Raw genomic sequence first — 23320 nt, forward strand, 5'->3', positions numbered from 1 at the left:
GCCCGGGACGCCGTCCCGGGCCCTTCTGCCGTCAGCAGAATGCCGCATTCGAGCCCGGGGCCCCGGGTAGTTTCGGCAGCATGGTGATCGGCGGGTTGTTGCGGCAGCGCGATTTCCGCCTGTTCTGGATCGGGGAGACGGTCAACCAGCTCGGCAGCGCCATGGCGCTGATCGGGGTGCCGCTGCTGGCCGTGCTGTTCTTGCACGCCACCACGTTCGAGGTGGGCGCGCTGGCCGCGGCGGGGTATCTGCCGTGGCTGCTCATCGGGCTGCCGGCCGGGGCATGGGTGGACCGGCTGCCACCCCGCCCGGTGATGATCGTCTGCGACGCCGTCTCCGCCGCGCTGTACGCGAGCGTGCCCGTCGCCTACGCGCTCGGCGCGCTCACGATCGGGCAGTTGCTCGCCGTTCAACTGCTGGCGGGCGCGGCCGCGGTCGTGTTCGGCACCGCGTATCAGGTCAACCTGCCGTCGCTGATCGCAGGGAGCGAACTTGCCGAGGGCAACGCCAAGTTGCAGGCCGGCACCTCGGCGGCCGCGCTCGGCGGCCGGGGACTGTCCGGCGTGGCGGCGCAGATCATCGGCGCGACCGCCGCGCTGGTGTTCAACGCGGCCAGCTTTCTGGTGTCCGCGGCCTGCCTGCTCGCGATCAAGGCTCCGGAACCACGCCCGGCCGCCCCTCGCCGCGTCTCGACGCTGCGCCGCGACATGGCCGAGGGCATGACGCTGGTGTTCCGCGACCCCTATCTGCGGCCGCTGGCTCTCGTCGGAGGCCTGGCCAACTTCGCGCTCGACGCCCTCGCCGCGCTCATTGTCGTCTTCCTGGTACGCGTCGTCGGACTGACCGCTGGCCCGACCGGCTTGCTCACCGCCCTCCCCGGACTCGGCGGCCTGCTCGCCGCATTCGTGGCCCGCCCGATCATCAGCAAGATCGGCAGCGCCCGAAGCCTGCTGCTCGCCACGGTCGGCGCACTGCCGTTCGCGCTGCTGATCCCGTTGGCCGGCCTGGGACCCCGGCTCGTGTTCTACATCGCCGGGATCCTGATCGCCGCGACCGGGGTGACCATGAGCAACATCGTCATGGCCACCTTCCGTCAGTCCTACTGCCCGCCGGGCATGCTCGGCCGGGTCACCGCCACCATGCGGCTCGTGACCATGGGCACCAGCCCCTTCGGCGCGCTCGCCGGAGGCGCGCTGGGCACGTGGCTCGGCCCCCGCGACGGCCTGTGGGTCGTACTCTCCATCCTGGCGGTCTCCGGAACGCCGCTCCTCGGCCGCGCCTTCGTCGGCGAGCGGGACCTGCCTTCCGGCCGCTATGACAACGCCGGGGTCCTGCGCAGCCTGAGCGCCGGCGTGCACGCGACGCAGAGCAGGATCGCGGCGAGGCCGACGACGCCCGGCCACGCGGCGTCGGACCACACCCGGCCGGCCAGGCTGCCGAAGACGGACGAACCCAGATAGTAGGTGAACAGGTACAGCGAGGCGGCTTGGGCGGTGCTGGCACCGCCCGCGAACGCGCGTGCCGGGACCCAGCCGCTGGCCACGCCGTGCACGGCGGAGAACCCGCCCACCAGCAGCGCCAGGCCGAGAATGACCGTGGGGAGCGTGGCGGGGAGGGTGAGCAGCGCGCCGCCGACCGCGAGCACGCAGCCGAGCGGCATGACGGTGCGTCGGCCGAAGCGGTCGGTCAGCCGCCCGAACACGGTCGAACTGAGCGTGCCGACCGGGTAGACCAGGAACACCAGGCTGGCCGAGGCCAGAGCGAGGTGGAACGGGGCATCGGCGAGACGGAAGCCGAGGGTGTTGAACACGGCCATGAGCGCTCCGGATGAGCAGCCGCCGATCACGTAGAGGGCGATGAGCGCCGGGTCGGACAGCGCGCGGGCGGTGGCGCGCAGCGGGGCGCGCGCCGCGGGCGGGGCCGGGTCGAAGCGCTGCGAGGCCGGCAGCAGCACCCTGACAGCGAGGGCGCACAGGGCGGCGAGACCCGCCGCGCCTCGTACGTCTAATGCCTGAAAAAGCCGAATATCATGCGCGTCTCGTATGATGATGCGATGCCGATGCGGGATTTGCCCGAGCCCTTCGCCGGGCAGTCCGGCACCATCGGCATCCGCATCACCGCCGACTCCGCCCATCGCACGATCGGCCTGATCTGGCGCACCGACCGCACGCTGCCGGCTCCGGCCGCGCGCAGTGCCATGATGAAGGCATGAAGCCGGTCTTCGTCCTGGTGCACAGCCCGTCGGTGGGGCCGTCGACGTGGCGTCCGGTGGCCGACCGGCTGGCGTCGGCGGGATATCAGGCGCGCGTGCCTTCCCTGCTCCGGGTGGGTGAGGGCGAGCCGCCGTACTGGCCGCGCGTCGTGGACGCCGTCCGCGACGACCTCGGCCGGCTGCCGGGCGACGTGCCGCTCGTCCTGGTCGGGCACAGCAACGCGGGGCTGTTCCTCCCGGCGGTTCGCTGGGGGCTGACTCACCGCGTGATCGGCTCGATCTTCGTGGACGCGGCCTTGCCGGCGCGCAGCGGGCCGACCCCGGCCGCGTCACCCGAAATGCTCGATTTCCTGCATCCGCTGGCCGTCAACGGCGTGCTGCCGCGCTGGACCGACTGGTGGGACGAGGCGGACGTCGCCCCGCTGTTCCCGGACGCGGCAACCAGGCAGACCGTCATAATCGAGCAGCCGTATCTGCCGCTCGCGTACTACGAGCAGGACGTCCCGGCGCCCGACGGCTGGGACGACCACCGCTGCTCGTATCTGCTGTTCAGCGCGGCGTACGGCGAGCTCGCCGCCGAGGCGCACGATCGCGGCTGGTACGTGGCGCACCTACCCGGCGAGCATCTGCATCAGATCGTTGATCCCGCGGGCACGGCGCGGCACCTCGTCGAACTCGCCGTCGGGTCGTGACCCGGACCCGACGGCGAACGAGACCCGCGGAACTCACGCGGCGGTCACGCTGCTCGCGACCTGCTGGGCGGTGTAGGGCGGCGCGGTGACGGGCGTCGTCCGGGCGACACGCGACCACCACCACGAGATGCCCGCGGGCGGGACGAAGCCGGTGGGCAGCTCGCGCCGCGCCGTCTCGCTGACCGTGATCGTGGACTTGTCGTTGCGGCGGTATCGACCGGTGTGCATGCTCCAGTCGAGGTTGCCGCGGATCCACGCGGACAGGCCGCCGATGTACTGCTGGGTGGCCTGGCTGACGGTGGGCCGTACCTGCTCGGAGAGCTCGAGGTAGAGCGCGAGGACGGCGTCGCGGAAGTCGAGCGCCTCGGGCACCGCCTCACGCGGGGGACGGGCGCGCTCGTGCGCGATCACATCGACCAGGTTGATCTTGTCGTCGCTGCGCGAGTGCTCCTTGTAGTACGACGCGATGTCGTTGTCCAGGCCGACCAGGCAGCAGGTCATCTCGGTCAGGGCCCGGATGTCAGGGCTCTCGATCTCGTGCGTCGGCACGTCGAAGCCCTCCGCGATCGGCAGCGTCATCGCGCAGACCTCCATGCTGCCGTTGCGGATCCGGGCGACCGCGTACTCGTCGATGCTCGGCACGCTTCTCCGGCGCCGGTGCGAGGCCTCCCACACCTGGTAGCCGAGATATGCCTTCATCGAGTGCACCCAGCGCGCGATGCCCGCCGGGTCCACCTTCATGCCGTCGAGCCGCTGTCTCAGATCGGCCAGGCCGCGGGCGCAGGGGCTGTTCGAGGTCGTGTACCCGGTCTCCACGATCCGGTGCATCTCGTGCACGAGCAGCGCCATCTCGCCCGGGTCGTGGCTGTACCGTCCCTCGTCGCAGTACGCGTCGTCGAAGGCGAACAGCCAGATCAGGCTGAACGCCGAGAACAACGCTCCGGCCTCGTAGGAGCAGTCGGGCAGGGTGCGGGCGGCCAGTTCGCCCGCGGTGATGCTGTAAAGTCTGCCGGCTTCGCGTTGCTCTCCGTCGAGCCCGAAGCGTTCCATCCAGTCGACGGTACCGCGCTCCCAGTTGCGCCACGCGGGGTGAATCGCAGGCGTCATCGGGCACCACAGCACGACTTGATCCGGGATGTCCATTTGGCCCCTTCCGGTTGAGTCGTTCAGTCCGGGGGCGTACGCTCCCGGTGTTCGTACAAAGGTGTGGGCAGGGGTCATCTGTGGGTGTACGGCCGCACTGCGTCGTCGGAACGCGACCGCTGATGATCAATGGTCAGATTACTGAGTTTGTGACGCGAGAAAAGCCCCTGCTCCGGGGCGCATGGGAGCGTTGGGTGTGAAGATTTCGTGTGTACGGGTCTTGACACTACGCAACGCTACTGAATGAATGTTCTGAGTAGCGGAGTGATCACAGTTCTCAGTTGCCGCCCGTGATCTCAACGATACAGATGCCGAAGATGTCCCAATAGCAGGTGGGGCTACTGGTCGGCGTCACGGTCGGTGTCACAGTAATTGTCGGTGTCACGGTCGGTGTCGGAGTCACGGTCGGGCTCGGCGTCAGGACCGGAGTCGAGGACTGAGACGGCGAGGGCGTCGGTGAGTCCACGACGACCGGCCCGCCGGCGGTCGAGGCCGATGCGCTCGGTGTCGCGGCCGCCGAAGTCGGCAGGATCGGCGACGTCGGCGAGGCCGGCGCAGTCGCCGGGGGAGTGGTCGCAGTGGTCGGATCCGTCGCGGCTGCCGCGGCCTGCGTCTGCGAAGCCTGAGTCACCGCGTTCGACGAGGCCCGAGTCGGTGCGGACGAGGCTGCGGCCGCGCCGGTCGTGGCGGCCGATGTCGCCTGCGCGGCAGCGGTCTGAGTCGCGGCCGGGGCCTGCGTCGCGGCGGCGACGGCGGAGGCCGAGACGTTGCCGCCGCCGGAAGTGGCCGTCGGCTGGATGGCCGCGGGAGACGTCTGCAGCGCCGCCGCATGCGGCGTGGTGTGCGGCTTGTCCGTCGAGCCGAGGGCGAGCGTCGCCACCGTGGCCGCGATGCCCACCGCCGCGACGGAGCCGATGACCATGCTCTTCGTCGGCGTCAGACCGTGCTTGAGAACACGTGCCCGGGCACTGATTCGGGCATGCCGGCCAATACGGCTCCCTGCCCGTCCCGCGCGCACGGCCGTACCCGCCGCCGGGCCAGTACCCGCGGTCCCGAGGGCGGGCACGAACCACGCCCCGCCGCCGAGCACACCGGCCAGGATCGCCGGACCGAGCAGCGCCGGGAGCCGGGTGTTCGCCTCGGTCAGCGCGAGCATCCGGGCCCGGCAGTCCGCGCACTCGTCACAATGCTCTGTCACGCTCTTCGTGCGCCGGGCCGACGCCGTGCCGCGCACGATCGTGGCCATCTGCTTCCAGTACGGCTCGCAGTCCTCGCTCAGCGGCGCACCGGACTGCGACTGCAGGAACGCCTGCCGCAGCCGCTCGCGCGCCCGGGTCAGCAGCACGGCCGCCGTGCCCGCGCTGGCGCCGATCCGCTCGCCGACCGCCTCCATCGGCAGGTCCTCGACCTCGGCGTACCACAGCGCCTTCGCCCAGCGGTCCGGGAGTTCCTTGAGCAGCCGGGAGATCAGGTCCACCTGCGAGGCGCGCCGCTCCGGATCCTCGATCGCCGCGGCGTGCACGCTCGCGCGCGCCGGATCCTCCGGAAGTTCCGCGACGTCCCCGGCGATCTCCCGCCGCGCCCGGCCGAGCCCGGCGGCCAGGTTGCGGACGGTCGTGGTCAGATAGGCGGCGACGTTGTCGATCTCATGGCCCGCCTGGATGCGCCGCCAGACCCGGAAGTGCGCCTCCGCGGCGAGGTCCTCGGCCATCGTCGCGCTGCCGGTGAGCGAGCGCGCATACGCGATGAGCTGCGCGTTGTGCTCCCTGTAGAGAGCCGCGTACCGAGCCGCGTACTCCTCCTCGGCGCGCGTCCCCGGCATGGCCAACCCCCTCGACAGTGATCTCCTGAGTACCGGTCCACCTTAAGCGGACAAATTAACCACCCGCATATGAGCTACATCACATAAAAGCGGGGGAAACTGATGTAATGCGGCGACTCTCGGCGGGGTCGAGTCCATGGCGGTGCCGACCGGCACCGCGAGGACTGTGCGGCCGCCCGCCGCGAGGCTTGGGGAGAGGAACGACGATGTCGACCATCACGGAAAGGCTCACCGCGTACCTGATCATCGGACAGGAGACCGGACTGGACTTCACCATCACCGCCGGCTACGACGTGCAAGATCCGTACGCGGTCCGGCTGGACTTCCCGGTGCTCGGTCCGGACGGGCACCTGCTCAGCTGGGTCTTCGGCCGTGCGCTGCTGGACGAGGGGCTGTCCGGCCCCGCCGGGGAGGGTGATGTGCACGTCTGGCCCTGCGGCCCGGACCTGGTGATGCTGGAGCTGTGCGCGGAGGCCGGCTCGGCGCTGATCGCGCTGCCCGCCCGGCAGCTGCGCGCGTTCCTGTTCCTCAGCTATGCCGAGGTGCCTCCCGGCTACGAGAGCGGCTACGTCGAGATGGACCGGTTGCTGCACGATCTGATGGCGTGAGCGGCACTAGAGTGAGGGGCCATCGCCGGACTCAGGAGGCCCAGGGTGACCCGCATCGTCTGCCGCCAACTCGCCCCGACGCTCGCGGATCTTCCGGGAAACCATCGGCAGATCCTGCGCGTGATCGCCGAGGAGACGTCCTCGGGCGCCGACATCCTGATCCTGCCCGAGCTGATCACCAGCGGATACGTCTTCAAGTCCGCGGACGAGGTGGACGCCTGCGCGATCACGCCCGCGGACCCGCTGGCGGCCGAGTGGGCGGCGGCGATCGAGGGCGAGTCGATCGTCGTGCTCGGCTACGCGGAGCGCGGTGACGACGGCCGGTTCTACAACGGCGCCATGCTGCTCAACGCGAACGGCGTGCTGGCCACGTACCGCAAGGCGCATCTGTGGGACGAGGAGAAGCTGTTCTTCACCGCCGGCTCCGAGCCGCCGCCGGTCGTCGCGACCCGCTTCGGCTGGATCGCCGTGATGGTCTGCTACGACTTCGAGTTCCCCGAGTTCCCGCGCCGCGTCGCGCTGGAAGGCGCCGACCTGATCGCCGTGCCGACGAACTGGCCGCTGGTCTACCGCCCGGACGGCGAACGGCCCCCGGAGTGGCACCTCGCGCAGGCCGCGGCCCGGGTGAACCGCGTCGTCATCGCGTGCTGCGACAGGACCGGGACCGAGCGCGGCCAGGAGTGGACAGAGGGCACCGCGATCTTCGACCAGTTCGGCTGGCCGGCGTCGGCCGCGGGCGACGGACACCGGGCCGCGTACGAGGTCGACCTCACCGCCACCCGTGACAAGAGCTTCAACCCGAACAACGACCTGTTCGGCGACCGCCGCCCCGAGCTCTATCTGTAGTTCTACCTGTAGACGAACTTCGTCAGCGCGCTGAGGAGCCGCTCGACGTCCGCGGCGTCGTTGTACGGCGCCAGGCCGATGCGCATCCCGCCGGTGTCGCCGAGGCCGAGGTGGCGTGAGGCCTCGATGGCGTAGAAGGCCCCTGACGGCGCGTGCACCTTGTTCTCGGCGAGGAATCGGTAGGCGTCAACAGTGCTGCGGTCGGCGATCGTGAGCAGCAGCGTCGGGGTACGGCGGGCTGCACGCGAGTAGACGGTCACGGCATCGAGCTCTGCCAAGCCCTGCTCGATCCGCGTCCGCAACACGTCCTCACGTTCTCCGAGGGCCGAGTACGTCGCGACGAGCCGGTCCCGGCGCGTGCCCACGCTCTCCGGGCTCAGATCGGCGAGGAAGTCGACGGCCGCGCGGGCGCCGGCCAGCAGCTCGTACGGCAGCGTGCCGAACTCGAAGCGTTCGGGGACGACGTTCGTCGAGGGCAACAGTTTGTCCGGCCACACGGTCTCCAGCAGCGCGGGCGCGGCGGCCAGCACCCCCAGGTGCGGACCGAGGAACTTGTACGACGAACATACGTAGAAATCGGTACCGAGCGTCGCGAGATCGACACTCGCGTGTGCGGCGTGGTGCACGCCGTCCACGTAGAGCAGCGCGCCGACCTCGTGGGCCAGCCGCGCGATCGCGGGCAGGTCGGGCCGCGTGCCGATCAGGTTGGACGCCGCGGTCACCGCGACCAATCGCGTGCGCTCGGACAGCGCGGCACGCACGTGATCCACCGTCAGCTCACCGGTCGCGGGATCGAAATCGACCCACCGCACGACCGCGCCCACGCTCTCGGCCGCCTGGATCCACGGGCGCACGTTCGAGTCGTGGTCCAGACGGGTGACAACCACCTCGTCACCCGGCGCCCAGCTTTTCGCGAGCGCCCGGGAGAAGTCGTACGTCAGTTGCGTGGCGCTGCGCCCGAAGACGATCCCGGCCGGATCGGCGCCCAGCAGATCGGCCAGCGCGCGACGGCTCTCCGTGACGATCGTCTCCGCGTTGCGCTCGCCGGGCGTTCCGTCACCGCGATTGGACAGCGGAGCGGAGAGCGCGGCCGCGATCGCGTCGATCACCGGCCGTGGTGTCTGTGTTCCGCCCGGCCCGTCGAAGTGGGCGATGCCGGAGGCCAGCGCGGGGAACCGGGCACGGATGGCGGCGACGTCGTAGGTCATGGGGGAGTCCTACCCGGATCGATGATCAGTGGAACGGGAGGGCGGTCGCCAGGACCACGCTCACCAGCGTGCCGCCGATGATGCTGAACAGCGCGTTCCGACGCCACAGGTGCAGCGTGATCGTCACGGCGAGGGCGCGGATCGGCGCCAGGGCCTGCGCGGGGTGGTTCAACGGCGTGCCGCGCAGGCAGTACACGAGCAGGATCACCATCACGCCCGCTGGCATACGGGTGCTGAGATAGCTGACCGTCCGGCTCGCCCGCAGCGGAGCGAGCGCCGCGAACGGCAGGGCTCGAGGTCCCCACGTCGCGCCGGGACGGCCGGCTGACGAACGTCGAACTGGCCAAGCGCGTCGGCCTCACCCCGCCGCCGTGCCTTCGCCGGGTCAAGCGGCTCGAGGACCTCGGCGTCATCCGCGGCTACCGCGCCGTGATCGACCCCGAGGCGTCCGGCCGCGGGCTCGAGGTTCTGGTCGACGTGGAGATCGCGGCGAACGACCTGAGGAGCTTCGCGGACTTCGAGGAGAGCCTCGCCGCGTTCGACGAGGTCGTCGAGCTGCACCGGCTGTTCGGCCGCCCGGACTACTACCTGCGCGTCGCCGTCGCGAACCACGAGGCGTACGAGGTGTTCCTGACCGGCAGGCCTGCGCCGCTGCCCGGGGTCGTGCGGATCACCTCGCACCTGAGCATGAAGAAGATCAAATCGGAATATTGAGTTGCCCGGGCGGTATCGGCGCCGTCAGGATCTGCCCATGACCTCGATCACCGCCCTCCTGCCGCTGGACGCCGCCGCCCGCATGCCGCGCGGCCAGCAGCAGTCGGCCATAGTCGAAGGTTCGATCCCGACGCCGTCGTGACCGCCGCCCTGCTCGCGGGGCTGCTGGCCGGCTACGGCATCGCCGTACCGGTCGGAGCCGTCGGGACGTATCTGGTCGCCCTCACCGCGCGGACCTCGCTGCGGATCGGAGCGTGCGCCGCACTCGGCGTCGCGACGGCCGACGGTATCTACGCCCTGATCGCCCAGCTCGGCGGATCAGCCCTCGCGCATACTCTTCAGCCGGTCCTAGTCCCACTGCGCTGGGCGTCGGCCGCGGTACTCGTCGCGCTGGCGGCGCGCGGTGTCATCTCAGCGTTCGCGCAACATCGACGCGCATCGGGCCCCGCGAACGAGATCGCACCGCTGAGCCCCGTCCGTGCGTACCTCGGCCTCTGGGCGGTCACGATGATGAACCCGCTCACCGTGATCTACTTCGCGGCGCTCGTCATCGGTATGCAGAGCAGGTCGGCGCCGGGCCATCTCGAGCAGGCCGCGTTCGTCGCCGCCGCGTTCATCGCGTCAGCGAGCTGGCAACTGCTCCTCGCGCTCAGCGGCGCGCTGCTCGGCCGCGTCCTCACCGGCAGTCGGGGCCGACTCGTCTCCGCCCTGGGATCGAGCGCCCTGATCGCGTTCCTCGCCCTGCGGCTGCTGCTGTCGTCGGGCTAGCCTCGGGCGCCGGATGCGCACAGTCCGGCCCTTTCGGCGTGCAGGTCCGCCCGGACCGGGTAAAGACTGGATGCGACACGGTGCCGGCGCGGCACGCGGAGAGCAGGGAGAGCGAGCTGGATACCGCGAAGCCCGAGGAACGGCGGCGACACCGGGTACCCGGGTCCACGTACCGCGTACAGCTGTCCGAGGGCATGACTTTCGACGACCTGTTAGCCCAAGTGGATTACCTCGACCGGCTCGGCGTCACTCATGTGTACCTATCGCCGATCCTGCAGGCCACCGCCGGGTCCACCCACGGCTACGACGTGATCGACCACGACCGGATCGCCGACGGCCTCGGCGGCGAGGTCGCGCTGCACCGGCTCGCCGCGGCCCTGCACGAGCGCGGGCTCGGCGCGATCGCCGACGTCGTGCCCAACCACATGGCCGTGCCGGTGCCGGAGAAGGGCAACCGCGCGCTGTGGTCGGTGCTGCGTGAGGGCCCGGAGTCGCCTTTCGCCGCCTGGTTCGACGTGGACTGGTCCGCGCAGGACGGCGCGCTGCTGCTGCCCGTGCTCGGCCGCCGGATCGGCGAGTGCCTGCGCACCGGTGAGCTGCACGCGGACCGCTCCGACGCGGCCGTCGCCGAGTTCGGCGGCCCGGTGCTGCGCTACTTCGGGCACGTCTTCCCGCTGCGTCCCGGCACCGAGGAGCTGGAGCCGCCCGAGCTGCTGCGCGCCCAGTTCTACCGGCCGGCGTACTGGCGGGTCGCGGCCGAGGAGCCCGGCTACCGCCGCTTCTTCGACATCAGCAGCCTGATCGCGATCCGGGTCGAGGACCCCGGCGTGCTGCACGCCACCCACCGGCTGCTGCTCGAGCTGGTGGACGACGGCACGCTCGACGGGCTGCGCATCGATCACCCGGACGGCCTCGCCGACCCGCGGGGCTACCTGAGCTTCCTGCACGGCGCCACGGGCGGCGCGTGGACCGTCGTGGAGAAGATCCTCGGGGCCGACGAGCAGCTGCCCGCCGACTGGGAGTGCGCCGGGACCACGGGCTACGACGCGCAGCGGGCGATCGCCGCGGTGCTCACCGACCCCATCGGCGCCGAACGCGTCGTCGCGCTCTACTCGGGCCTGACCGGCTCGGCCCAGGAGTTCGGGCCGGTGGCCAGGCAGGCGCGGCTCGGCGTGCTCGACACCGTGCTGCGCGCCGAGGTGGACCGGCTCGTCGAGGTGCTCGTCGCGATCTGCCACACCGAGCTGGAGCTGCGCGACCACACCCAGGCCGGACTGCGCGAGACCGTCAGCGCCCTGATCGCGAACCTGCGGGTCTACCGCGCGTACACGGTCCCCGGCGAGTCCGCTCCCGCCGAATCGGTGATGCGGGTCGAGGCGGCGGCGAAGGCGGCGGCCACGACCCTCCCGGCCGAGCGCCACGAGACGCTGAACCTGGTCCGCGACCTCGCGCTCGGCCGCGTCGGCCCGCGCGACGAGCCGCGCGACGAGTTCCAGGTGCGCTTCCAGCAGACCTGCGCCGCGGTGATGGCGAAGGGCGTCGAGGACACGGCGTTCTACCGGTGGACGGCGTTGCCCAGCGCCTCCGACGTGGGCGGCGAACCGACCGAGCCGGCGATGTCGTCCGCCAGGTTCCACGGCTTCTGCGCGCTGCGGCAGTCCGAGTGGCCCGCCGCGATGACGGCGCTGAGCACGCACGACTCCAAGCGCTCCGAGGACGTGCGCGCCCGCCTGGCCCTGCTCACCGAACTCCCCGACGAATGGGCCGCCGCGCTGGCCGGATTCCAGGTCGCCGTGCGCGCCACGACCACGCCCCCGGACGCCCCCGACCCGGCGGACGAGTACCTGCTCTGGCAGACGCTGTTCGGCGCCTGGCCGATCGACGCCGACCGGCTGCTGACATACCTTCGCAAAGCCCTGCGGGAGGCGAAGGGCCGCACCTCGTGGAGCGCGCCCAACGAGGCGTACGAGGACAGGGTGCTGGGCTTCGCCGAGGCCGCGCTGGAGAGCCCGAAGGTCCGCGCCGAACTGGGCACCTTCACCGACCACCTCGCCCCCTACGTCCGCAGCAATATCCTGACTCAGAAGCTGGTCCAGCTGACGATGGCCGGGATTCCCGACGTCTACCAGGGCACCGAATCAGAGTTCTGGGCGCTCACCGACCCGGACAACCGCCGCCCCGTGGACTTCCCCGCCCTGCGCGCCCTGCTCGACGAGGCGGACGCGTACTCCTCTCCGGGCTACCTCCCCGCCCCCACCGCCAAGATCCTCATCACCTCCCGCGCCCTGCGCCTTCGCCGCGAGCGCCCCGAGTGGTTCGCCCCCGAAGCGCCGCAGACCCCGCTGTTCCCGATCGGCCCGGCGGCGGACCACGCGCTCGCGTTCCTGCGCGGCGAGCACGTCGCCGTCATCGGCACGCGGCTGTCCGTGGGCCTCGAACGCGCGGGCGGCTGGCGCGACACGACGCTCTCCCTGCCGCCCGGCCATTGGCGCTGCCGGCTGAGCGGCCGCGAATACCACGTCGACGGCCAGGCCGGGATCGGGGTGCCGCTCGGCGCGTTGACGGAGGAACTTCCGGTCGCGCTACTCGTCCGCGAGGATGCCTCGTGACCTCGATAGAAGTCTGGGCCCCGCGCGCCCGACGGGTCGATCTGGACACCGGTGACGCCGTGATCCCGATGAATCGCGGAGACCGCCCCGGCTGGTTCCACACCACCCTCCCGAGTGGGGCGGCCTGCTACGCCTTCCGCCTCGACGGGGGCCCCCCACGCCCCGACCCGCGCTCCCGCCGCCAGCCCCGCGGCGTGCATTCCCCGAGCGCCCCCGACGACCCCGCGGCATTCCGCTGGACCGACTCGGCATGGCGCGGTCGCCCCCTCCCCGGTGCGGTGATCTACGAACTCCACATCGGCACGTTCACCCCCGAGGGTACCTTCGACGCGGCGATGGCGAAGCTCGATCACCTCGTCGCCCTCGGCATCGACTTCGTCGAGGTCATGCCGGTCGCGGCCTTCAACGGCGACCACGGCTGGGGCTACGACGGCGTGGCACTGTGGGCCGTGCACGAGCCGTACGGCGGCCCGGAGGCGCTGCGACGTTTCGTCGATGCCTGCCACGCCCGCGGCCTCGGCGTGCTCCTCGACGTCGTCTACAACCACCTCGGCCCGAGCGGCAACTACCTCGCCGACTTCGGCCCGTACTTCACCGACGCGCACGGCACCCCCTGGGGCGCCGCCGTGAACCTGGACGACGCGGGCTCCGACGAGGTCCGCGCGTTCATCATCGACAACGCCCTGTTCTGGCTCCGCGACAACCACATCGACGGCCTGCGCCTGGACGCCGTCCACGCCCTCATCGACACCCGCGCCGTCCACCTGCTCGAAGAACTCTCGGCGGCCGTGGACGATCTCGCGACGCACACCGGCCGCCACCTCCATCTCATCGCCGAAACCGACCGCAACGACCCCCGGACCATAACCCCGCGCGGCGACGGCGGCCTCGGCATCCACGCCCAGTGGAGCGACGACTTCCACCACGCCCTGCACAGCGCCCTCACCGGCGAACGCCAGGGCTACTACTGCGACTTCGGCGACCTCGCAGCCTTCGGAAAAGTGCTGACCTCAGCCTTCTTCCACAACGGCACCTACTCCACCTTCCGCGCCCGCCACCACGGCCGCCCGGTAGACACCGACACCCTCGACACCACCCACTTCATCGTCTCCCTGCAAACCCACGACCAAGTCGGCAACCGCGCCCAGGGAGACCGCATCGGCGCCTCCCTCCCCGAAGGACTGCGGAAGGTAGCCGCCGCCCTGCTCCTCACCTCCCCGTTCACGCCCCAACTGTTCATGGGCGAGGAATGGGCCGCGAGCACCCCGTGGCAATACTTCACCTCCCACCCCGAGCCCGAACTCGCCGACGCCGTCCGCAAAGGCCGCCGCGCCGAGTTCGCCGCCTACGGCTGGTCCCCCGACGAGGTCCCGGACCCCCAGGACCCGGCGACCTTCGCGCGCAGCAAGCTGCATTGGCCCGAACGGACCCGCGGGCCGCACGCGGCCCTGCTCTCCTGGTACCGATCCCTCATCGCCCTCCGCAAAGCGGAACCCGCCCTCACCGACCCGACCTTCGCCCACGTGGAGGTCCACTTCGACGAGGCCGACCGCTGGATCGTCGTCCGCCGCGGCCCCCTGCACATCGCCGCCAACCTCTCGCCCGCCCCGCGCACCGTCCCCGTACCTTCGGCCGAGCCCCCCACCACGATCCTGCTCGCCTCCGCCCCCGGCGTACGCCTCGACGGCACCGCCCTCACCCTCCCTCCCGAATCCGCCGCCGTGATCCGCTGCGCCGAGCCCCGTTAGCTGGCCGCTGGCCTAACCGGGGCAGGTGACCTGAGGCTCACTCCGCCAACTGCCGGGCGATGGTGCCGGGTTCGCGGCCGGCCAGGAGCCAGCCGGCGGCGAGGGTGGCCAGCACCGGGACACCCAGGACGAAGGCGGCGGCCAGGGTAGGGACGGGGTGTGGCTCAGGGCGTCGATATCGCGGTGTTAGATGCCGATCAGGGCCCAGGGCGGTGGCCGAGGCTCCCAGGACGACGCCTGCGCCGGCCCGGGCGCCCGATGTCGCCGCAGTCAGCTTTCGGCGCACCGCGCGGGAGGCTCCCGTGGCTGTCAGGGTCCGTAGTTCTCCGGCGGACTCGCCGGATGGTGCCGACCGTCATGCCCAGGCGCCGCGGTCTGGTCGGTGATCGCGCCGTCCCGCAGGAACGCCACATGATCATCGGCCCAGGAAGCCGGTTGCGGGTCATGCGTCACCAGGATCGCGGCGGCACCGCGCTTGCGAGCTCTTCGCTGCCCTCGTCGGTGATCCGGAAGCACTTCCGCGGCCCGGCTTCGTCACCGTCGCCGGACGCGACGAGCCCGTCGCGCTCCAGACGCTGCACCGTCGTGTAGACCTGGCCGACGTTCAGCGGCCAGACATCTCCGGTCCCGACTCAATCGTGGAATCGGGTCAGACGCTCGCTCAGGACCCGGTCGAGTGCCGCCCGTCCCGCCGGTCCCCACGCCGGCTTGCCGCCGGGCATGCCGCGGTCCCCGTTCTGGCCCATCAGCATCAGGAAGAGGCTCTTGAGCGCGGCCAGCCCGCGGGCGCGCCGGACCGTCGGCTCGTCAGCCTTCGCGTACGCGGCGAAGAAGCGTGCGGCCGCTCCCGCCGGCAGCAGTACCCAGGCGGCCGCCAGGTCCCACGCCGGGTCGCCGGCGCACAGGGCGCCGAAGTCGACGACGCCCGCCAGCGTCCCGTCCGCGACGACGACGTTCGCGGGATGCAGGTCGCCGTGCACCCACACCGGCGGCCCCTCCCATCCGGGGGCCGCGGCGGCGTCGTCCCACACGGCCCGGACCTCGGCGGCGTCGGAGCCGATCGCGTCGGCGTCGACGGAGTCGAAGAACTGATAGAAGCCGTCCGTGCAGTCCCTGGGGTGCGCGCCGAAGCCCTTACCGACCGGTGCGTCGGCGGGCGCTGCCACGTGCAGCGCCCGCAGGAACGCCGCCAGGGTGTCGGCCGCGTGCTCGCCGCGGGTGATCGACCCGTGGTCCAGCGGCAGGCCCGGCACCCACGTCATGACAGTCCAAAGCTTGGGGAAACGCTCGCAGGGCGCACCACTGCGCACCGGGACGGGGATCGGCAGCGGTAGGCGTGGGGCGAGCAGCGGCAGCCACCGGCGCTCCTTGAGCTGGTGATCGGGGTCGGTGTCCATGCGCTGGATCCGCACGGCCAACTCGTCTCCGAGGCGCCACATCTGGTTGCCCCAGCCGCCCTCCACCTCGCGCAGGGGCAGCTCGGCCAGGTCCGGATGCTGGTCCCGCAGCAGCTCGCGGATGAGACCCGCGGTGATCTCGGTCTCGATCTCGGTCATGCGGAGCAACCATATTGGGTTCGACCACGACAACGCCGTCCGACCGTTCCGACGTGCGATCGATGCGCAAGCTCCAGAGCAGAGCATCACACCATCGCTGCCGCCCCTGCGGCCGCCGCGGCCGAGGCGTGTCTAACTGCGTCCCGACGCGCCTTGGAAAAAAGTTACGGGCCGCTGTCGATCCGGCCACGTCCTGTTCGACGTCATGATGTGCGGCGCCTCGCCACACGATGACGCGACCCGACCTGACGAGGAAGCACATGGATCAACTGCTGAAAGTCATGAACTTCAATGTCTCGAGTGACGGAATCGGTGCCGGTGAGCACCAGAGTCTGGGGAGACCGTTCGGCTACGACCATCCCGAGAGGCTGTTCGCCTGGGCCGGAGCCACAGCGAGCTGGCCCATGCGCACGGATCCCGGGGGGAGCCGGGGCCTCGACGACTACTTCACGCGAGACTTCGCACGCAACATCGGCGCCGAGATCATGGGCCGCAACAAGTTCGGGCCCCAGCGCGGGCCCTGGCAGGACCATGACTGGCGCGGCTGGTGGGGTGACGAGCCCCCGTTCCGCACCCCGGTGTTAATCATGACGCACCACACGCGTCCGTCGTTCACGCTCTCCGACACCACGTTCCACTTCGTCGACGGCGACCCGGCCACGGTCCTCGAACGGGCGCGGGACGCGGCGGACGGCAAGGACGTCCGACTCGGCGGCGGGATTACCACCATCCGGCAGTTCCTTGACGCTGACCTCGTCGACACCATGCATGTGGCGGTTTCGCCGGTGAAGCTCGGGCCCGGACTACGACTCTGGGAGTCCCCCGACGAACTGCTCGACCGGTTCCATCTTGAGGTCGTGCCCAGCCCGAGCGGCGTGACGCACCACCTGTTCTGGCGAAGGTGACGTGAGGACCCACTCGGGGATTGGACGAGGAACGCTTGCGCCCGGCGAGCGGCGGGCGGAGCGATGCCGAGGTTCGGGTTGACGCGCCGATGGGTTGGCCTGCCGGTGTGGCAGGCGTAGCTGTGGGCAGTTGCATGTCAGGGTACGGAGTCAGTGCGGTCGATGGCGGTTGCCCGCTGAACAGAGATCAAGTCCCGTGGCCACGGGCGCATCTCTCGGAGCGTGGCGGTATCGTCGCCGTATTGTCCAGGCCATCGGCAAGCGGAGGGAGGTATGCAGACTGACCCGGAGATCGTGCAGCGCGCCGAGCAACCGTATGTGGCCATCAAGGCGAGCGTCACCATGGAGACGATCGGCACGGTCCTTCCGCAGCTGCACCCTGAGATGTTCGCGTGGTTGGATGCCCACGGAGTGCGGCCGGCGGGCGCGCCGTTCTCGAAGTACAAAGGCACCCGGCGGGTTCGGGAAGCGGCCTGGGGAAACGGGCCGGTCGAAAAGCCGAAACCGCGCCCCAGGCCGACTTCATCACGGGACTGTGCCGAAGCATGACGGTTGGAACCGGCGCGGTGGCGGGCACGCTCGTCGGCTTGGGCGGGGGTGTCGTAGTAGCCCGGCAGGGCCAGCAGCACGATGCTGAAGTAGTGCCCTTGCTCCTCGTGGGATCGTCGTCCGCTTCAAAATGGCGTCATAGGCTCAGCGGCAGGTCGGGGGGGATGAGTGATGCAGGCTCGTTCTGCGAATTTCATGCCGGGATCTTCGTGCCTCCGCGTCCCGCCGCAGGTCGCCAGCGGCGAGGCTATCGTTTCGGCCAGTGCCACGGGGGTTCGTCGAGGGGGTGGAGTCCGGCGATCAGGGTCTGTCCGGAGACCTTGGTGAGCTCGATGGTGTTCACCGGGTGATCGGCTCCGGACTCCTCGAGGAGCCGGCTCACCGCGTCGATCAGCGGTTGCGAGTGGGAGACGACGATGAGCTGGGACTTGGCGGCCGCGGTGACGATCAGCTGGGCCAGCGGTACGAGCAGGTCCGGGTGCAGGCTCGTCTCGGGCTCGTTGAGCACCAGCAGTTCCGGCGGACGCGGGGTGAGCAGCGCAGCGACCCATAGCAGGTAGCGCACGGTGCCGTCGGACAGTTCGGCGACGCTCAGCGGGCGCGACAGTCCGGGCTGGGAGAGCCGCAGGTTGAAGCGCCCTGATTCATCGCGCGTCACGCGCAGCCGGCTTCCGGGGAAGGCCAGGTCGACGGCTGCGTCCAGCGCCGGGCTGTCGCCGATCTCACGGATCGTCTGGAGCGCTGCCGCGAGGTCGGCGCCGTCGTGGCCGAGCACGGTGGTCCTGGTGCCGATCGGGCTGTGGCGGGCGGGCGCGGCGGCGTCGGTGCGCAGGTGGTCGTAGAAGCGCCAGGAGCGGATCTGCTCGCGCAGCCGCAGCACCTCGGGCGCGCGCTGCGGGTCGGCCAGTTCGCTCAGCATGCTCTCGTAGGGACGGATCGAGTCGTAGAGCTCGGCCCACCCGCCGCGGCCCTCCCGGATCCGCGCGACGCTGTTGTGCCGGTCCGCGAGCAGCGCGGCCGGGCGCAGCACCGGCCCGCTCCACACCGCTTCGCGCTTGATGTCCGGGTCGCTGCGGAACAGGGTGGCGGTGCCGTCCGGCGGCGGCCGGTCCAGGTCGATCGCGTACCCGAAATCACTGGTCCCGCCTGCGAAGCCGAGGCGCAGGCCCGACCCGGTACGTACGGCGCTGTGCAGCGAGTGGACCTCGCTGCTGCGCTCGAGCTTGTCCGCGCCGGCCCACAACGTCGAGTCGAGCCCGCCCTCCCGGGCGAGTGCCGCCACGGTGCCGTTGCGCGAGGCGTCGGCCAGCAGCCGTAGCGCGCGATACAGGCTCGACTTCCCGCTGCCGTTCGATCCGGTGACGATGTTCAGCGGCCCGAGCGGGACCACGAGGTGGCGCAGCGACCGGTAGTTCTCCACCGCGAGTACCCGCATCACGAAGTTGACGCTATCACCATGCGTGACGCCCCAATCGGGCCGGGAAGTGGTCGCCTGGACCGCGAGGTATCCCTACGCTCTGGCACTCGACCGCTCTGGCACTCGACGCCGCCGGGACTCGAAATCGCCGGGACTCGAAATCGCTGCGGCCAGAAGGCGGCACTCAGATCAGCCATCCGTTCCATCTGACCCTGCGTCAGCTATCTCTATGTTTTGACATACCCCGAGCGCCGGGGTGATACTGGCGCCATGGCAGTCGCTCAAGTGTTCGAAAAAGCTTCGGCGGACGTGGTTGAGCGACGCGCGGCCCTGGCTGCTGTCGGGGCCCTGACCTTGGGCGATGCGTCACCGCGAAGCTTCGAGCCGATCGCCGTCCCCGAGCCGCTGACCCCGCTGCTCCCCGAGGGAATCCGCCGCGGCGAGACCCTAGCCCTCCCCGGCGACGCCCCCGCCCCCGATCCCACCCCGCCCCGCCCCGCCGCGCCCGCCCGCGCCCCCGATTCCATCCCCACCCGCACTGCTGCGCCCGCCCGCGATTCCATCCCCACCCGCACCGCTGCGCCTGTGCCCGCCTCCGTACCTCCCGCTCCCACCCGCGCCGTCCGCCCGTCCGCAGCCGCTCGCGTTCCCGTTCCCATTCCCGGTGACGCCGCCGCCTCCTCCGCCCCCGATCCGGTCCCGTTCCGAACAGCCGCGCTCACTCCCACCTCCGCGCCCTTCGGCGTCGCGGCGGTGGACTATCTCACCCTCGCGCTGCTGGCCGGGGCGCTGCGGCAGGGGCTGTGGTGCGCGGCGGTCGGGGTGCGCGGGCTCGGCGGGGCGGCGTTGGCGGAACTGCTCGGGGCCGAGGCGCTGCGGGAGGGCGCGTTGCAGCGGCTGCTCGTCGTCGCCAGGCCGGGGGAGCGCTGGGCCGAGATCGCGACGGTGCTGGCGGACGGCGTCGACCTGGTGCTGCTCTCCCCGCCCGACGCGGTCCCCGCGCAGGTGGCCCGCCGGGTGGATGCCCGGCTGCGGCAGGGCGCGGGCGACGAGTCCCGGCACCGCGCGGCCCTGCTCGTGCTCGGCGCGTGGCCCGGCGCCCGGACGACGCTGCGGGTGCGGCGGCTCGGCTGGACCGGCTTCGACGCGGGCACCGGGCACCTCGTCGCCGGCCAGGCCCGGATCGACGCCGAGGACCGGACCCGGCGGCGGCGCAGCGTCCAGGTTCTGCTGCCCGAAGACCTGGGCGCCGAGACACCCCTGTCCGCCTCCACTCTCGCCCGGCCAGACCGGGACCGCACGGACCGGAAGGAGGGCACCGCGCCGCGACTCACCGCAGTGGCCTGATCCGCCCCGGCACTTCCGCCCGACCCGTCATCCCAGGCAGCTCATCATGTCCCAGACCGCCGACACCCCCACTGGCGCAGTTGGCATATTCGAAGTGGGATCCATGCCCGGTGAGCCGGGTGCGGGCCGATGCTCGGCTACGGGTTCAGGGTGCCTTCAACGCGGCTTCGATCTCAGCGCCGTTGCGTTCGAGCCACGCCTCGCGCCGTTTGATGATCTCGCCGACTCCCTCGTCCCACATGCGCCGCCAACCGCCGCCGTCCGTTTCGGCGCGGTACTTCATCAGGTGCCACGAGCGGCGAGTGCGCAGTACCGCGACTTCCACGAGCCTGCCTCGGTCCCGGTCCGACATGCCGTAGGCGTCGGCCAGGATGCGGCACCGCTTCGGCGCGTCGAGCCCACGCAGTCCGGGGCCGACGTCCCGCGGCTCGTTGAGCGGCGCCCACCAGAGCATGGCGTTGTACAGCTCGTCGACCCTGGTCGCGGGTCGCACGAGATCGAAGTCGATCAGGGCGTAAGCGGTCGCGTCTCGGAAGACGACGTTCTCCGGAGTGACATCCAGATGCCCGATCACCTCGTCCGCGTACGTAGGGGCCGGGGGCAGTCCCGGCGGGTCGGCAGGCAGTTCCAGTTCGATGCCTTCGGGGGCGACGAAGGTCGCCGCGGCGTCGTCATAGCCGCGCAGCAGCCTGCCGATCGAGGCGAGCCTGGCCTCGTCGGCGATCCACGCCGGGTGCGGACGCCCGGCCACCTCGCCTTCGACGAACGTGAGGACCTCGCGCCCGGCGGAGTCCACGCCCAGGTATCGCGGAGCGCCCTCGAAGCCGACTGCTTCGAGGTGCCGCAGCAGAGCATGGATGAAAGCCGCGTTTCGTCCCATCGGCCGTCGCACGGTCGTCCCCACCCGGACAACGCCTTCGGTGACATCCCCGCCGAGCAAGGGGATCTCCGGCTCGGAAGGATCCTCGGTCCAGCGGTCCTGCGCGCCTGCTTCGGAGATCATCTGCGCAGCCTAGCTTTCGAGAAGGCCGCGCGGGCAGTCGCGAGGTGTCGCCTCCCATGAACGACGAACAGATCACCCGGGTCCTGGTCGTCTGGTGCCCGGACTGGCCGGTGCACGCGGTCGGCGCCGGGCCCGACGTGCCCGCCGCGGTGCTGGTCGGGGAGGGCGCGCGAGCCACGGTGCTGGCCTGTTCGGCGGCGGCGCGGGCGGCCGGGGTACGCCGCGGCCAGCGGGTGCGCGACGCCCAGCGGCTGTGCCCGGAACTGCGCGCGTACCCGCGCGACGAGCCGGCCGAGGAGCGCGTCTTCGAACCGGTCGTGCAGGCGGTGGAGGACGTGGCGGCCGGGGTGGAGGTCGTCCGCCCCGGCCTGATCGCCCTCGCCGCGCCGGGACCGGCCCGCTACCACGGCGGCGAGGCCCGGCTGGCGTTGCTGGTCCGCGAGGCCGTCGCCGACGTCGGCATTACCGAGCCCGCCGCGGAGACGGACGCCGCCGCGCCGCCCGGCGACCCGCTCGGCTGCGGCGTCGGCATCGCGGACGGGACCTTCGCCGCGAGCCTGGCCGCCCGGCTGCCCGTCGATGAACCGCTGATCGTCCCGCCCGGCGGCAGCGCCGCGTTCCTCGCGCCCTATCCGCTGCGGGTGTTCGACCGCCCGGAGCTGAGCGGGATCCTCGAACGCCTCGGCATCCGCACTCTCGGCGACCTCGCCGCGCTGCCGGTGGCGGACGTGGCCAACCGCTTCGGCCCCGTCGGCGTCCAGGCGCACCGGCTGGCCAGAGGACTCGACCCGCGCCCGCCCGCGGCCCGCCGCCCGGGCGAGGATCTCAGCGCCCTGCATCTGTTCGACCCGCCCGCCGAGCGCGACGAGCAGGTGCTCTTCGCCGCCAAGGCGCTCGCCGACCGCTGGCGCGCCGACCTCGCCGCCGCGGGCGTGACCTGCGCCTCCGTGCGGATCGAGCTGGCCACCGAGAGCGGCGCCCAGTACGCGCGGACCTGGCGCAACGGCGACGCACTGGGCTCCGCCCTGTCCGCACAGGCCCTGGCCCAGCGCGTCCGCTGGCAGCTCGACGGCTGGCGGACCCGAGTATCCCGAGCCGGAGCCCACAGCCCCCGCGAAGCCTCCATCGCCGTGGACGTGCCCGGAGTGTCGGGAGTGTCGGGGGCCGGAGCAACCCGAGGCTCGTACAAGACCTCCTCTGTCGCGGACGTTTCGGGAGTGTCGGGAGCCGGTGCGCGGGGATCGTACGAAGTCCCCGCCGCCGCGGACGTTTCGGAAGTATCGGGAGCTGGAGCCCGGGGTCCGCGCGGAGTCTCCTCTGCCGTGGACGTGTCGGACGTGTCGGGAGCCGGTGCGCGGGGATCGTACGAGGTCCCCGCCGCCGCAGACGTTTCGGAAGTGTCGGGAGCTGGAGCCCGGAGGGCGCGCGGGGGTTCCTCGGCTGCGGATGTGTCCGGAGTCAGAGTGCGGGGATCGTATGGAGCCTTCTCCGCCGTGGACGTGTTCGGAGGTGGGGTGCGCGAGTCCTCCGGGGGGTCCTTCGCGGACCGCGCGCGTGAGGCGGATCGGTTCTCCTCGGTCGCGGAGGTCGCCGCCGACCCGCTCGTCTCGCTGCGCCTCGTCCCCGGTCCGCTCGTCGTGGATACCGGCAGCCAGCAGGCGTTGTGGGGGCGCGAGACCGTGCCGGATCGGGTGGACCGCGCGGCGGAGCGGGTGCAGGCGATGCTCGGCCACGACGGCGTCACCCTGCTGCACCTGACCGGCGGACGCGACCCCGCCGCCCGGATCGCCCGGACGCTCTGGGGTGAGAAGCCGCCCAAGGGTTCCGCCGCGGACCCTGACGCCCCCTGGCCCGGCGCCGTGCCGGCACCCGCACCCTCGCTGCTCCCGGAGGATCAGCCCCCTGTCCTGCTCCTCGGCTCGGACGGCGCCCACATCGAGGTGTCCGGCCGCGTCCGCCTCAGCGACCGGCCCGCCGTCCTCGTCCTCGGCGGCCGCCCGCTTCCGGTCACCACCTGGGCCGGACCCTGGCCGTATCACGAGCACCCGTGGCGACCGGCCGCATCCCGCCGCCGCGCCAGGCTCCAGTTGTCCACCGCGGACGGTCGCGCCTTCCTGCTCGCCCTCGAACACGGCGCCTGGCGGGTGGAGGGGGTCTACCGCTGAGTCGCGAG

General features: G+C 71.5%; 19 protein-coding genes and 3 pseudogenes. 13 read left to right on the top strand and 9 right to left on the bottom strand.

All coding sequences use genetic code 11. The features are described from left to right. Window positions 1-80: 80 nt before the first annotated feature. A pseudogene (locus VG296_RS14160) lies at window positions 81-1196 on the top strand (MFS transporter); the annotation flags it as partial. Between the two features lie 116 nt (window positions 1197-1312). Here the strand turns inward: VG296_RS14160 and VG296_RS14165 are convergent. Continuing rightward, a complete protein-coding gene (locus VG296_RS14165) occupies window positions 1313-1954 on the bottom strand; it encodes an MFS transporter (RefSeq protein WP_325566162.1) in 642 nt (213 codons plus the stop codon). A gap of 99 nt (window positions 1955-2053) precedes the next feature. Here VG296_RS14165 and VG296_RS14170 point away from each other — a divergent pair, with 99 nt between their 5' ends. Both VG296_RS14170 and VG296_RS14175 read left to right on the top strand, forming a co-directional pair. After that, window positions 2054-2212 carry a hypothetical protein gene (locus VG296_RS14170; protein ID WP_325566163.1) on the top strand — a complete coding sequence of 53 codons (159 nt, stop codon included), beginning with the start codon at window positions 2054-2056 and terminating at the stop codon, window positions 2210-2212. Further along, on the top strand, window positions 2209-2904 hold the full coding sequence (locus VG296_RS14175; protein WP_325566164.1) for a hypothetical protein: 696 nt from the start codon (window positions 2209-2211) through the stop codon (window positions 2902-2904). Before VG296_RS14170 ends, VG296_RS14175 begins: the two co-directional genes overlap by 4 nt. A 33-nt stretch (window positions 2905-2937) precedes the next feature. Here VG296_RS14175 and VG296_RS14180 read toward each other — a convergent pair whose 3' ends face one another. Then, window positions 2938-4011, bottom strand: a complete 1074-nt coding sequence (locus VG296_RS14180) for a terpene synthase family protein (RefSeq protein WP_325566165.1) — start codon at window positions 4009-4011, stop codon at window positions 2938-2940. Window positions 4012-4324: 313 nt separating this feature from the next. After that, window positions 4325-5869, bottom strand: coding sequence for a sigma-70 family RNA polymerase sigma factor (locus VG296_RS14185; RefSeq protein WP_325566166.1), 1545 nt, complete (start codon window positions 5867-5869; stop codon window positions 4325-4327). A gap of 206 nt (window positions 5870-6075) precedes the next feature. Between VG296_RS14185 and VG296_RS14190 the strand changes: the two genes are divergently transcribed. Continuing rightward, entirely contained in the window at window positions 6076-6477 is a 402-nt protein-coding gene (locus VG296_RS14190) for an SsgA family sporulation/cell division regulator (RefSeq protein ID WP_325566167.1), read from the top strand. A 45-nt stretch (window positions 6478-6522) separates the two neighbouring features. After that, entirely contained in the window at window positions 6523-7323 is an 801-nt protein-coding gene (locus VG296_RS14195) for a nitrilase-related carbon-nitrogen hydrolase (RefSeq protein WP_325566168.1), read from the top strand. Between the two features lie 2 nt (window positions 7324-7325). On the opposite strand, the gene VG296_RS14200 is transcribed toward VG296_RS14195, so the two are convergent. Together VG296_RS14200 and VG296_RS14205 are read right to left on the bottom strand one after the other, a co-directional pair. Continuing rightward, window positions 7326-8531, bottom strand: coding sequence for a cysteine desulfurase-like protein (locus VG296_RS14200; RefSeq protein ID WP_325566169.1), 1206 nt, complete (start codon window positions 8529-8531; stop codon window positions 7326-7328). Window positions 8532-8556: 25 nt separating this feature from the next. After that, window positions 8557-8838: pseudogene (locus VG296_RS14205) on the bottom strand (branched-chain amino acid transporter permease); the annotation flags it as partial. A gap of 17 nt (window positions 8839-8855) precedes the next feature. On the opposite strand from VG296_RS14205, the gene VG296_RS14215 reads away from it, so the two are divergent. The 4 genes from VG296_RS14215 (at window position 8856) to treZ (ending at window position 14370) form a co-directional block, all read left to right on the top strand. After that, window positions 8856-9245 (top strand): Lrp/AsnC family transcriptional regulator, encoded by a 390-nt coding sequence (locus tag VG296_RS14215; RefSeq protein WP_349259558.1) that lies wholly within the window; start codon window positions 8856-8858, stop codon window positions 9243-9245. A 138-nt stretch (window positions 9246-9383) separates the two neighbouring features. Next, complete coding sequence (locus VG296_RS14220) at window positions 9384-10013, top strand: LysE family transporter (RefSeq protein ID WP_325566171.1); 630 nt, start codon at window positions 9384-9386, stop codon at window positions 10011-10013. Window positions 10014-10093: 80 nt separating this feature from the next. After that, the gene (gene treY / locus VG296_RS14225; protein WP_325566172.1) at window positions 10094-12622 is read left to right on the top strand and encodes a malto-oligosyltrehalose synthase; all 2529 of its coding nucleotides are present in this window, start codon (window positions 10094-10096) and stop codon (window positions 12620-12622) included. Then, window positions 12619-14370 carry a malto-oligosyltrehalose trehalohydrolase gene (gene treZ / locus VG296_RS14230; RefSeq protein ID WP_325566173.1) on the top strand — a complete coding sequence of 584 codons (1752 nt, stop codon included), beginning with the start codon at window positions 12619-12621 and terminating at the stop codon, window positions 14368-14370. The genes treY and treZ overlap by 4 nt, the downstream gene beginning before the upstream one ends. A 473-nt stretch (window positions 14371-14843) precedes the next feature. Here treZ and VG296_RS14235 read toward each other — a convergent pair. Together VG296_RS14235 and VG296_RS14240 are read right to left on the bottom strand one after the other, a co-directional pair. Continuing rightward, window positions 14844-14996 (bottom strand): annotated as a pseudogene (locus VG296_RS14235) (PadR family transcriptional regulator); the annotation flags it as partial. Between the two features lie 6 nt (window positions 14997-15002). After that, window positions 15003-15926 carry a phosphotransferase gene (locus VG296_RS14240; RefSeq protein ID WP_325566174.1) on the bottom strand — a complete coding sequence of 308 codons (924 nt, stop codon included), beginning with the start codon at window positions 15924-15926 and terminating at the stop codon, window positions 15003-15005. 260 nt (window positions 15927-16186) lie between these two features. Here VG296_RS14240 and VG296_RS14245 point away from each other — a divergent pair, with 260 nt between their 5' ends. Both VG296_RS14245 and VG296_RS14250 read left to right on the top strand, forming a co-directional pair. Then, entirely contained in the window at window positions 16187-16831 is a 645-nt protein-coding gene (locus tag VG296_RS14245) for a dihydrofolate reductase family protein (RefSeq protein WP_349259554.1), read from the top strand. A 273-nt stretch (window positions 16832-17104) separates the two neighbouring features. Next, window positions 17105-17380, top strand: a complete 276-nt coding sequence (locus VG296_RS14250) for a hypothetical protein (RefSeq protein WP_325566176.1) — start codon at window positions 17105-17107, stop codon at window positions 17378-17380. Window positions 17381-17627: 247 nt separating this feature from the next. On the opposite strand, the gene VG296_RS14255 is transcribed toward VG296_RS14250, so the two are convergent. After that, complete coding sequence (locus tag VG296_RS14255) at window positions 17628-18815, bottom strand: AAA family ATPase (protein WP_325566307.1); 1188 nt, start codon at window positions 18813-18815, stop codon at window positions 17628-17630. Window positions 18816-19067: 252 nt separating this feature from the next. On the opposite strand from VG296_RS14255, the gene VG296_RS14260 reads away from it, so the two are divergent. Continuing rightward, window positions 19068-20144, top strand: a complete 1077-nt coding sequence (locus tag VG296_RS14260) for a hypothetical protein (protein WP_325566177.1) — start codon at window positions 19068-19070, stop codon at window positions 20142-20144. 145 nt (window positions 20145-20289) lie between these two features. Here the strand turns inward: VG296_RS14260 and VG296_RS14265 are convergent, their stop codons facing one another. Then, window positions 20290-21147 (bottom strand): hypothetical protein, encoded by an 858-nt coding sequence (locus VG296_RS14265; protein WP_325566178.1) that lies wholly within the window; start codon window positions 21145-21147, stop codon window positions 20290-20292. Between the two features lie 56 nt (window positions 21148-21203). Here VG296_RS14265 and VG296_RS14270 point away from each other — a divergent pair, with 56 nt between their 5' ends. Next, on the top strand, window positions 21204-23312 hold the full coding sequence (locus VG296_RS14270; protein WP_325566179.1) for a DNA polymerase Y family protein: 2109 nt from the start codon (window positions 21204-21206) through the stop codon (window positions 23310-23312). Window positions 23313-23320 lie beyond the last annotated feature (8 nt).

This window comes from Actinospica sp. (genome assembly GCF_035552695.1).
Taxonomy (GTDB): Bacteria; Actinomycetota; Actinomycetes; order Streptomycetales; family Catenulisporaceae; genus Actinospica.